Origin of the sequence: Stutzerimonas stutzeri SDM-LAC (genome assembly GCF_000235745.1) — a bacterium.
GTDB classification, from domain to species: Bacteria; Pseudomonadota; Gammaproteobacteria; order Pseudomonadales; family Pseudomonadaceae; genus Stutzerimonas; species Stutzerimonas stutzeri_H.
Map to the genome: position 1 here is coordinate 28,944 of NZ_AGSX01000066.1, position 11,817 is coordinate 40,760.

Here is an 11,817-nt window from a genome sequence, read left to right on the forward strand (position 1 = left end):
CATGTTCAACACGGCCAATGACACCCATTTCAGCCTCACGATCGAAGGTATCGAGCATGACCTGCAGGTACTTGCCTTTACCGGTCGCGAGGCCATCAGCCAGCCTTACCGCTTCGACCTGGAGTTGGTCAGCGAGCGCCCCGATCTGGATCTGCAGAGCCTGCTGTATCAGCCAGCCTTCCTTGAGCTCTCGCCTGCAGGCAACGGCATTCATGGATTGATTCACCTCGTTGCGCAAGGCGAATCAGGGAAGCGCCTGACGCGCTACCGGGTGACCCTCGTTCCGCAGCTTGCCTACCTCACGCACCGTACTGATCAGCGCATCTTTCAGCACCTGACCGTGCCGCAGATCATCGCCCAGGTGCTAGAACGCGATGGCATCCAGGCGAACGCCTATCGCTTCCAGCTCGGCCCGGTGGTCTATCCCGAGCGCGACTACTGCACCCAGTACGATGAAACCGACCTGCACTTCGTCCAGCGCCTATGCGAAGAAGAAGGCATCCACTATCACTTCGAGCACAGCCCGCAGGGCCATGTACTGGTGTTCGGTGATGACCAGACGAGCTTTCCCAAACTTGGCCAGCCCACCGCGTATGTGCAGGACAGTGGGCTCGTGGCCGACGAGCCGGTAATCAAGCGCTTCGCAGTTCGCCTGGAAACTCGTACCAACCGAGTGAGCCGACGGGATTACGACTTCGAGCAGCCACGCCTGGTAATGGAAGCCGGCCACAAGGGCACAGATCAAACGGCCACGCCACGACCGGACCTGGAAGACTACGACTATCCCGGCCGTTTCACGGATCGCGCCCGTGGTAAGCATCTTTCCCAGCGCGCCCTGGAGCGTCATCGTGCCGACTATCGACTGGCCGAAGGCCTAAGCGACCAGCCCACGCTCGTCAGCGGTCACCTCCTGGAAATCTCCGACCACCCTCGGCAGGAATGGAACGACCTTTGGCTGCTGAACGAGGTGATACACGAAGGCAAACAGCCGCAGGTGCTGGAAGAGTCGGTGACAAGCGACGTCACGTCACATGACGGTTTTACCCAAGGCTACCGTAACCGGTTCACCGCCACGCCCTGGGATGTCGCCTATCGGCCCGCCCTGAACCACCCGAAGCCTCGCGCCCTTGGCGCTCAGACTGCCGTCGTCACCGGCCCTGCGGGGGAAGAGATCCACTGCGACAAGTACGGCCGGGTTAAGGTCCAGTTCTTCTGGGACAGGGATGGCCAGGCCGACGACAAGACAAGCTGCTGGCTGCGCGTCAGCTCAAGCTGGGCCGGCGACCGCTATGGCGGTATCGCCATCCCGCGCGTCGGTATGGAAGTACTGGTTACCTTTCTCGAAGCTGACCCCGACCAGCCCTTGGTAACTGGCCGCCTCTACCATGCCGAACATCAGGTCCCCTACGACCTGCCAGCAAACAAGACCCGTAGCGTTTTCAAGACACTGTCGAGCCCCGGCGGGGGCGGCTACAACGAGCTACGCATCGAGGACCGCAAGGGCGCTGAGCAGATATACATCCACGCCCAGCGGGACTGGGACGAAAACATCGAGCACGACCAGAAGATCCGCGTCGGCCATGAGCGCCACGACACCGTGGAAGCTAACAGCTACAGCGAGCTCAAGGCCGAGGAACACCTGAGCGTAAGCGGCGATCGCAAGGTAGAAATCAAACCCGACGACCACCTCACCGTCGGCCAAACCCAGCACATCAAGCTTGGCGCCGCGCAGCTGACCAAGGCCGGCCGCGAGATTCACCTCAAGGCCGGCCAGAAGATGGTCATCGAAGCCGGCATCGAACTGACCCTCAAGGCCGGCGGCAGCTTCATCAAGCTTGATCCGGGCGGCATTACAGTCTCTGGCCCGCTGGTGAAGATCAACGCCGGCGGCGCACCGGGTAAGGGATCGGGGATCAAGATCAATTCACCGGTGCTGCCGGGCCAGGCAGACAGCGACAAGGCGGGGAGTTTGTTGGAGCAGGCGCAGCCCGGAAATCAGCCTGCCGAGCCGCGTCGGCGCAAGCGCTCACTCAATTTTTCCGGCTAATAGAAGGACAGGCTTGCCTACCGGCAATCCTATGAACAGGACGTATCGAACATGGCGGAAATCAACTGGGCTCTTCCCTTCCCGAGCAAGGAGCCGAACAGTAATCCCTTGCAGCTCCTGACCCACATGGCCAACGCCAAGGGCGGCCACTACCCGACCGGTGAGAATGGTTTGTGGCATGGTGGTGTGCACTTCGACGAGGGCACGGTGGCATTTTTCGATCAGTCGAGCGTCCGTTGCATGGCGGACGGAGAGGTGATTGCCTACCGCATCGACGAGCGCTATCCGGTCAGCGAGTTCCTCGACGAGATCCCTCGGATCAAACGCGCGCCTTTCTCCACAGGGTTCGTCCTGGTGAAGCATAAGCTTCAGCCGCCACCGCTGCGCAATGCTGATGGCACCATCACCGAAGGGCAGATGCCTCCAAGTCTGAACCTCTATAGCCTGTACATGCACTTGCTAGATTGGGCAGGCTACCAAGCGCAACCGGACCTCCAGCGCCCCGCCTTCTGGAAAGCCAAACGCTATACCGTGAACACGGAGAGCGGCGGCCTGAGCGTCCGCGCAGGTCCGAGCAAGAACGCCACTCGACTATCCCAGCTGCCCAAGGGCGCCGAGATCACCATCGGCACGGCAGAAGGTGAATTCAGCAAGCTGGTCAGCTTAGTCAGCGGGACGGCACAGCCCCCTCTGGCAGCTGACGATGCGGGGCAATTGCCCGGCTATGTATTCACCAGCTTGCTCAAACCGCTGAGCGAGCCTGCGGAACACGGAAAAGTCGTCGTCCTTGAGAACGGGTTGCCGATCAAGGCCGGTGAACTAATTGGCCATCCGGGCCTGTACCAGAACCACGACAGCGCTGCTCAGCGCATGGTCCATGTCGAACTGTTCAGCTGCGACGAAGTGCTCGCGTTCATCGCCCAGAGCCGCGCTTGGGCCAGCCGCTTGCCTGAGGATCAGAAAACACTCCTCAAGGTCTACAAGGGCGCCAGCAAGCTGATCGCGCATCGAGACGACATCAATGCGGAGAATCCGCCGAAGCTGGACGATGACGGCACGCAGATCGGCGTCGACCTAATCATTCCGCAGTCCCAGTTGGATGGGCTCCCCGCTTCGAGAAAAATCCGCGTCAAGAATGGCGCCAACAACACTATGTACTGGTGGCGGCTGGACGGTCTGTTCGCCGACGCTAACGGCAACCCCATCGACGGCTGGCTCGCCGAACAGGAGTTGATCACCACCCGCCACAGCCCATGGGAGTGGGAAGGTTTCCAATGCATAGAGGAAACCGGAACGCCCGTCGAAAAGCTCGCCTATGCCTTAGATGCCAGAGGCCTGCTAAGCGCAGACGAACAGCGTAACTACCGGGCGCAGATCAGCAAAGCCGATGGTGGCCCAATCGTAACGCTCGCTCGACTCTACGATATCGTCGATACCGATAAGGATGGCGTATTAACCAGCACTGAAATCCAAGCAGCGCTGGCCAGGCCTTGGCACGCTCAAGTGCTTGGCCAACTGGCCGCCAAATATGAAAGCGAGTGGTTTTGGAACAAGGGCAAATGGGATGAGCTTGATCCCTTGTTAGCGGACGAGCCCAAAAAACCGAACCTTGTTTGGGAGGTGGAAAAGCAGCGAATCGAGACGTTGAGTTGGTGGAGCGATTTAGCTGAGAAGCACGCAGTCCGGGCGGATGGAATAGCTTGGCACTTGAACCCAATCAGGATTGTGAGCCTAGTCCGCCAGGATGAAAGCACCGACTGTGGATGTAACTTAGGGAAAATATTTTCTTGTGTCCGCTTCAAAGGGCAAAGCGCGACAATTTATGGTCCGCTATACGCTGGCTCAATTGACTTACAAAGCTACGCTAATTGGCACGAGACTGTAGCTACAGGCATCGTGACCGAAGAAGAAAAAAACATATTTATTGCGATGTCTCCCAACGAGGGAAAAATCGATTCACTACAATCTTACGACAGCGAAATACTTACTGCAGGCGCCATGCAAAAAACGATAAACCTGTACGGCGCAGGAGAATTCCCTATTCAGGTTTTTGATTTTAAAGAGCGCCAACCTCAGCTCTATAGAGAATTATTCGAAAACTGTGGATGGTCAGTAGAAGGCCCTCGCACAGCCGCTAAAATGTACTATAAGCACCAAAGCCTCACAAAAGGTGATAGTTATACTGGCGCCGAACTTAAACGACTACTACGCGAAGGGTTTAACGAAACTGCTTTCTCTCGAAAACAGAAAATTGGCTCCATTCCTTTAAGCTCAATCCTAAAAGCAATAACCCATGAGAAATTCCAAGAACAACAAGTCTTGGACTTCGTAAAACGCCTAAAACATGAGGTAATGGAGATTAAGCCTTCCGGCTCCAGATTTAAACTTAAGGATTATCTAAAATCACCCCTCGGAAAAGCGACCGTACTTGACCACCATATCAACCGCCCAGGCTATGTAAGTCGCGATTTTGGTGCTGCGTTACAGCGTTTCTTTGACAGCAATCCAAGTGCCGCCCAAGAACCAATTAGCTGGGGTGACAATCATGAAAAATATGAACATTCAATTCTAAACGATTATGGAAACACGAGAAGAATGGCTATAGTAAATGGCCAGAGTGTCGCACCAACCAGATATCAACATCTTAAGGACAAGCTATGAGGTTGATGAGCATGAAAATCTTACTAGCAGTATTTATTTTTTCCACTGCAGCTCATACTGCGGCTTGGGCTGAAACTCAATCGGCCCTGAAGGCACACGGCGGTCAAGTAATTTTTACTGACCCCGAAAAGGGCTTTTGGCGTAGCGTGTATTTTTTGAAAAATGGTAACCATTATAAATTATTCCCCAAAGAGCAAGCCTACTTTGATGCAAGCCTACCTTCTGACTTTTCTGAGGACAGCAGATATCTAAAGATCGAAAAAACCATCCGTGGAAGTATTGAAGGAAGCGCTCTAGAAGAAGATTACGATCGTGCTTATTGCGCCTTCGTTGAAATGGCGAGCGGTTGTATCGTACGACAGGAAACAGGCTCATTCTGCGGGGGACAATGGGGGGAGGACAATAACGATGTTTGGTTATGGGCTGGCGAAGAGATAACTATTGATCAGCGCAACCAAAACACGGCGTCAAAGAATTCTGGCATGGAAGCGCTCGCAGAAATTAATGGAGATGCAAATTGGCACCTTTGCCATTGACCCCATAATTTGAAGCTTCCCAAAAAGCATATTGCCATCACCCCAAAACCCTGCCATAAACGCGCACTCGCCATGACGCTACAAGGATGTACCGATGCGATTGCCCCTGCTTTTGCGAGAATCTCGAAAGAGCTTGCGCACCATTGTGAAACTCATCAATACGCATTACCAAAGCAATCCCGAAAAAGCGAATAACTCGCTTATATGTTCGCCACAGCACGCCATGAAGCCTACTATTTTCCCACGGGAGAATTTTTCAGCTCAAAGCCCGAAGTTGGCGGAATATCTTACTTCAACAAATATGACCCTATGTTAGCGAGCACCCAAGAGCATCGAAATCGTGCTATCGAGAACGGGAATACGCAAGAGGGTGATGGTCAAAAATATCGTGGACGTGGCCTCGTACACCTTACTTGGAAGAATAACTACCGTAAAGCTCAGGTACATTTTGGTGTCAACTTCGTAAATCAACCGGATAAGGCAGCCGACCCCGAGCATTCCGTGCCTATTATGATCTGGGGCATGAAAGAATGAGTGTTCACTGGCAGAAAATTAAGCCATTACATCAGCGCTGATGGTGTAGATTACGTACACGCTCGTAGAATCATCAATGAAACCGACCAGCAGCAACTTATAGCGGGCTATGCAAGAAGGTTTGAATCCATTCTACAAACCACATCTTCGGCGAAGGAAAGCTTTGTACCATGAGACACATACTCTTTTTAGAAATATTTATTTTATCTGCGCTAGCCACAACCACTTATGCAAACACCTACGCCGTTTCGATCCACAACGATGAGATTTCGGAAGCTTATACAGCCAATATGACCACCGGCAGTTTGACGATTATGCGGGGATCGAAAACTATCGTTATCGACGAAATAGTTGGCTACACAGGGCAAGCCGCCAGGAGTTTAGTTTCATTCAATGGCGGCCCTGCACTGACCTATGAAAACTCTGGATCAAATACACACTTCGAGGTGTTTTACACCCTCACTCTTAATGAGAGCGGTCCAGTTATCGACTGCATATACGGCAATATTCGTAATGGGCAAAACGGCGCCTCGATTCCAAAAGCGGTATGCAACCTTCAAAAAACATTAACGAACGATTATCAAGATCTGATCTTCAGTTACTCGGACGCGTGGATTGAAGAGTCTAATAAGACGTCTCTTCAATCAGTTATGGCAGAGCCAGCTGAGGTTGCCGTAGCACCCCTTGGTCAACTAGGCAGTGTTTTTGTAGGGTTGCGCTACGATTCAGCCGACGACCTAATGTCTGCTACCCCGAAGACCATTGCTACTGTAGGCGAAAAAACTCATATAGTGACCAGAGGCAACGCTTACTTAGTGTATGACTATAATAATGCTACGGCATTCTCGCTGGATATTGAGACGGACCCGGTAACACATTCATTGAAGCGCCTGACACCCACAGAGCTATATAAATCCATAGGACACACTGATACTTTTCGCAGTCAATAACGGCCTAAGGATGGTCTGAAGTAGCCCTGTGTTTCCGGCCGACTTCTGCCCTTGCCAATTTTAGAAGCGGCGATTCGACCAAAATCGACCAAGTCATCCGCTCATTTCTGAGTTTTTAGCCGCCGCGAACACCTCTCAGCGGCCATTTCCCACATTACAGGCGCACCTCTCCTGCATTAGTCAGCAAATGCCGGCGCGCCATCCACAGGTTCGACAGGGCAAATAATGTCACCAGCTGCGCCGTGTTCTTCGCCAGGCCACGGAAGCGTGTCTTCACATAACCGAACTGGCGCTTGATCACCCGGAACGGGTGCTCGACCTTGGCGCGCACCTGGGCCTTGGCCTTCTCGATCTTGCGCTTGGCTTTGTACAGCGCGCTGCGCTTACTCAGCTTCTTGTACGTACTGCGGCGGGCCGCGATCTGCCAGATCACCTCCCGGCCTTCATGTTCCGGGCGCTTCTCGACGCCGGTGTAACCCGCGTCGGCACCCACCATGTTTTCCTCACCGTGCAGCAGCTTGTCGACCTGGGTAACGTCTGCAACGTTGGCTGCCGTCCCTACCACGCTGTGCACCAGGCCGGACTCGGCATCGGCGCCGATGTGGGCCTTCATGCCGAAGTAATACTGGTTTCCTTTCTTCGTCTGGTGCATTTCCGGGTCGCGCTTGCCGTCCTGATTCTTGGTCGAACTCGGCGCATGGATCAGCGTGGCATCGACGATAGTGCCTTGGCGCAACGACAAACCGCGGTCGCCCAGATAACCATTGATCACCGCCAGAATCCCAGCCGCCAATTCGTGTTTCTCCAGCAAGCGACGGAAGTTGAGGATGGTGGTTTCGTCGGGAATGCGTTCCAGGCTCAGCCCGGCAAACTGGCGCAGGATCGTGGTCTCGTACAACGCTTCCTCCATCGCCGGATCGCTGTAGCCGAACCAGTTCTGCATCAGATGTACACGCAGCATCGCCATCAGCGGATACGCCGGACGGCCGCCTTCACCCTTGGGGTAGTGCGGCTCGATCAGGGCAACCAAACCCGTCCACGGCACCACCTGATCCATCTCGATCAGGAACAACTCCTTACGGGTCTGCTTGCGCTTACCGGCGTACTCGGCGTCGGCAAAGGTCATCTGCTTCATCGGGAAACTCCGGCAACGGGATCGGCGTATTTCACCAGAAACGGGAAGTCTTCTTCAGGATTTCCCTAAGGAGGCGGTCGCGCTGGCATCTTTAACGCAAACGATTAAAAGCATATTGCCACCACGCCACAACCGATGCGCGGCTCGCGTCGGCCAACGATATCGTCAACACCACGGCTCCAGAGGACGTCCTGGCGCTGGGGCTGGTGGGTAACCCCAGTCATCTTTGCCTAGCAGCAGGGCTGCTGGATTTGCGCAGCAGTGAAGTCACCGCGCCGGTTTCACCCGCCCTACAAAGCCATATTCAAATCGGGACGTAGCGCGGGTGAAACCCTCGGCATTTATCGAGCTGAAATAAAAAAAAGCAGGCTCAAAGAGCCTGCAAAAGGAGCATCACAACGCAGGAGAAAACTTTGGATCGTGCAGCCAGCCGGGCCGCGCCTCAGCCAGGCAACTGGCGCAGCAGGGCGAACGCATCCTGCAGACGTCCTTCGCTGACCACGAAACCGCGCAGTTGCGCTTGCGCATCGAAGGCGCGGGCAAGCATGCCCAGTTCGTCGAAACTGAGCTGCCAGTCGAGGTGGTGGCCGGTGGTCTCGCCGGCCAGTTGCAGCGGCAGGCGCGGGGTCTTCACGCGGATCAGCATGGGCGGCAGCTGCAGCGCCTGTGGTTGACCGAGCAACTTCCTGGCAAGGGCACTGGCCGCCAGTTGCGTCGGCTGCAGGAACGGCAGCACGCGGCCGTCGATCTCGGCGCAGTCGCCCAGGGCATGGATATGCTCGTCGCTGCTGCACAGGAGGCGGTCGACCTGAATGCCGCGACCCACTGCTAGCCCGCTGCGGCGCGCCAGATCCACGTTGGGGCGCAGGCCGATGGCGGCGATCGCACTGTCGCAGTCGACCACATGACCATCGTTCAGGTAGGCGCGAATGCCGTCGCCGCTTCGCTCGAGGCGCTGCAGGCCGCTGCCCAGGCGCAGCTGAACACCGCTGCCGACCAGGCAGGCCTGCAGCCGCGCGCTGACGGTCGCCGGCATCAGCGATGCCAGGACGCTGCTGGCCTGGTCGACCAGCACCACCTGCTTGCCGCTGCTGTGCAGGTCCATCGCCAGCTCGCTGCCGATCAACCCGGCGCCCAGTACCAGCACGCGACGGGCGTCACGCAGCTGCGCCTCGGCAGCCTGGTACTCGCCCTGGCTGTTGAGCGTCAGCAGCAGCTCATGACCCGGTACGGGCGGCACCACGGCATTGGCGCCGGTGGCGAGCACCAGCTGGGCGTAGGCATGGCTGGCGTCGGCGGTATGCACGCGGCGCGCCTGCGGATCGATCGACTCGACCCGGGTGAAGGGCTGCACGGTCACCTGGTACTGCTCGGCGAAGCGTGCGGCGCTCAGACGGGTCAGTTCCGCGCTGCTGCGGCCCTGGCTGAAGACGTGGCTGATGTCCGGCTTGTTGTACTCGTCGCCGCTGTCGGCGGTGAGCATGCGGATGGGCACCTCCACGTCCAGTTTGCGCAGGCCCTTGACCAGTTGGCAGGCGGCGAACCCCGAGCCGATGATGAGGATTTCGCGGCTCATGCGGCTTTCTCCCGCAGCACGTCGAAGACATCCTTGCCCAGGCTGCAGTCGGGGCAGAGGAAATTGTCCGGCACCTCGCTCCAGGGGGTACCGGCAGCGACGCCTTGGATTGGTTCGCCGAGTTCGGGTTGGTAAACCCACTGGCAGACGCTGCACTGCATGGCCGGGCCGGCGTCGCCCGAACGCTCGTCGGACGGCTGGTTCGCCGCTTCGGGCGTGACGGGCGTGGCGCTCGGGCTGGCGCCTGGCGGTGTATTCAAAGCCCATTCGCGCGCCAGTTGCCGGCCATGTGCGCGGCAGGCTTCCAGGGCACTGCCGTCGGGGCGCCATTTGCTCTTGAGCGATAGCGAGGTGCTGAAGCCGGCATCCATCAGGCGGGTCTGGATACGGTCTACGGCGCCGCCGTTCCAACCGTAGCTGCCGAAGGCCGCCGCCTTCTTGTTGCGAAAGCGCAGGCCTGTGATCTCCTCCAGCATGCCGGCGATCTTCGGCATCATCACGTTGTTCATGGTCGAGGAGCCGACCAGGATGGCCTTGGAGCGGAACACCTGGGTGAGGATCTCGTTCTTGTCGTGGCGGGCGACGTTGAAGATCTTCACCGCCACGCTCGGATCGGCCTCGTGGATGCCTTGGGCCAGAGCGTCGGCCATCATCCGGGTGTTGTTCGACATGCTGTCGTAGAACAGGGTGATGCGATTCTCCTGATAGTGATCAGCCCACTCCAGATAGTTGCCGATGATCTGTGCCGGATCGGTGCGCCAGACCACGCCGTGGGCGGTGGCGATCATCGACAGCGGCAGATTGAAGCCGAGCACCTCGTTGATCTTGGCGGTGACCAGCGGGCTGAAGGGCGTGAGGATGTTGGCGTAATAACGCAGGCACTGCTCCAGCAGCTCCGGCTGATCGACCTCGTCGTTGAACAGGTGCTCGTCGCAATAGTGCTGGCCGAAGGCGTCGTTGCTGAACAATACGGCGTCGCCGCTGAGATAGGTCATCATGCTGTCGGGCCAGTGCAGCATCGGCGTTTCGATGAACACCAGTTGCTTGCCATTGCCGATGTCCAGGCTGTCGCCGGTCTTCACCGGGATGAAATTCCAGTGCGGCTGGTGGTGATGGCCGGTGATCGAATCGATAGCGTTGGCGGTGCAGTAGATCGGTGTGCCCGGGATGTGCGCCATCAGCTCGGACAGTGCGCCGGCGTGATCCTCTTCGGCATGGTTGATGACGATGTAGTCGATGCTCGCCAGGTCGATCTGGCTGGCCAGGTTGAGGATGAACTCGCGGCTGAAGCGATGATCGACGGTGTCGATCAGTACGGTCTTCTCCTCGCGGATCAGATAACTGTTGTAGCTGGTGCCCTTGAGGGTCTTGTACTCGGTGCCGTGAAAGTCACGGACTTCCCAATCGCGTTGACCGACCCAGTGAATGTTGTCCTTGAGCAGAGTTGTCATGCGGAGCATTACCTTGCAGAGGTGGATAAAAAGCCTGCCCGCCTCCATTGCAGGTGCCGTGCCATTAATTAAGTAGTTGATGTATAACGATTTTTTGTTTTTTATTTGTCGTAATGACAAAGCCTCTGTATTGTCCGATCGACATATATAAGTCAAAAGGACATAGGATGGCGCTTTCGATGGACAGCCTGGCCCGCATCGCACTCGACCTGCAGTGGGGCATCTCCAACCAGGACCGTTTCCAGCAACTGATCAACAGCCTGCGTCAGTTGCTGCTATGCAACGCGCTGGCCCTGCTGCGCTACGAGGGGCAGATGTTCCGCCCGCTGGCGATCGACGGGCTGGCACCCGACGTGCTCGGCAGGCGCTTCCGCCTCGGCGAGCATCCGCGCCTGGAGGCCATCGCCCGCGCCGGTGACGTGGTGCGCTTTCCTGCCGACAGTCAGTTGCCGGACCCCTATGACAACCTGATCCTGCCGAGCCGCGAGCAGCTCAAGGTGCATGCCTGTATCGGCCTGCCCCTGTTCGCCAACCAGACGCTGATCGGCGCGCTGACCATCGACGGTTACGACCCCGCCCAGTTCGATCACTTCAACGACGAGGAGCTGCGCCTGATCGGCGCGCTAGCCTCGGCGGCGCTGAGTAATGCGCTGCTGGTCGAGCGTCTGGAACAGCAGACTGTGGCGCCCATCAGTAACGCACCGGCAAACAAGCCCGGCGCCGACGAGATCGTCGGGCTGGCGACCAGCATGTTGCAGCTGAAGAGGGAGATCGGCGTGGTCGCCGGTTCCGATCTGAACGTGCTAATCACCGGCGAGACTGGGGTCGGCAAGGAGCTGGTGGCCAAGGCCATCCACCTCGCCTCGCCTCGCGCCGGCCATCCGCTGGTCTACCTCAACTGCGCGGCGCTGCCCGAGTCGGTGGCCG

General features: G+C 57.3%; 9 protein-coding genes. 6 read left to right on the top strand and 3 right to left on the bottom strand.

Going from position 1 to position 11,817, the window contains the following annotated elements; all coding sequences use genetic code 11:
- Position 1 precedes the first annotated feature (1 nt).
- The 5 genes from tssI (at position 2) to PSTU_RS0107775 (ending at position 6,728) form a co-directional block, all read left to right on the top strand.
- The gene (gene tssI / locus PSTU_RS0107755; protein ID WP_019340473.1) at positions 2–2,047 is read left to right on the top strand and encodes a type VI secretion system tip protein TssI/VgrG; all 2,046 of its coding nucleotides are present in this window, start codon (positions 2–4) and stop codon (positions 2,045–2,047) included.
- A 51-nt stretch (positions 2,048–2,098) separates the two neighbouring features.
- On the top strand, positions 2,099–4,708 hold the full coding sequence (locus PSTU_RS22000; protein WP_019340474.1) for an SH3 domain-containing protein: 2,610 nt from the start codon (positions 2,099–2,101) through the stop codon (positions 4,706–4,708).
- An 11-nt stretch (positions 4,709–4,719) separates the two neighbouring features.
- Entirely contained in the window at positions 4,720–5,244 is a 525-nt protein-coding gene (locus PSTU_RS0107765) for a hypothetical protein (RefSeq protein ID WP_141566887.1), read from the top strand.
- 309 nt (positions 5,245–5,553) lie between these two features.
- Positions 5,554–5,778: a glycoside hydrolase family 19 protein gene (locus PSTU_RS21685; protein WP_237709853.1), complete on the top strand. Its 225-nt coding sequence runs from the start codon at positions 5,554–5,556 to the stop codon at positions 5,776–5,778.
- Between the two features lie 170 nt (positions 5,779–5,948).
- Complete coding sequence (locus tag PSTU_RS0107775) at positions 5,949–6,728, top strand: hypothetical protein (protein WP_019340477.1); 780 nt, start codon at positions 5,949–5,951, stop codon at positions 6,726–6,728.
- A 154-nt stretch (positions 6,729–6,882) separates the two neighbouring features.
- Here the strand turns inward: PSTU_RS0107775 and PSTU_RS0107780 are convergent, their stop codons facing one another.
- From PSTU_RS0107780 to norV, 3 genes are all read right to left on the bottom strand, one after another.
- A complete protein-coding gene (locus PSTU_RS0107780) occupies positions 6,883–7,863 on the bottom strand; it encodes an IS5 family transposase (protein WP_019340478.1) in 981 nt (326 codons plus the stop codon).
- Positions 7,864–8,305: 442 nt separating this feature from the next.
- Complete coding sequence (gene norW, locus PSTU_RS0107785) at positions 8,306–9,439, bottom strand: NADH:flavorubredoxin reductase NorW (protein ID WP_019340479.1); 1,134 nt, start codon at positions 9,437–9,439, stop codon at positions 8,306–8,308.
- Positions 9,436–10,890 (bottom strand): anaerobic nitric oxide reductase flavorubredoxin, encoded by a 1,455-nt coding sequence (norV, locus tag PSTU_RS0107790; protein WP_029404670.1) that lies wholly within the window; start codon positions 10,888–10,890, stop codon positions 9,436–9,438. The genes norW and norV overlap by 4 nt, the downstream gene beginning before the upstream one ends.
- Positions 10,891–11,057: 167 nt before the next feature.
- Between norV and PSTU_RS0107795 the strand changes: the two genes are divergently transcribed.
- On the top strand, positions 11,058–11,817 hold a 760-nt coding region (locus tag PSTU_RS0107795; RefSeq protein WP_019340481.1), incomplete at its 3' end, for a sigma 54-interacting transcriptional regulator.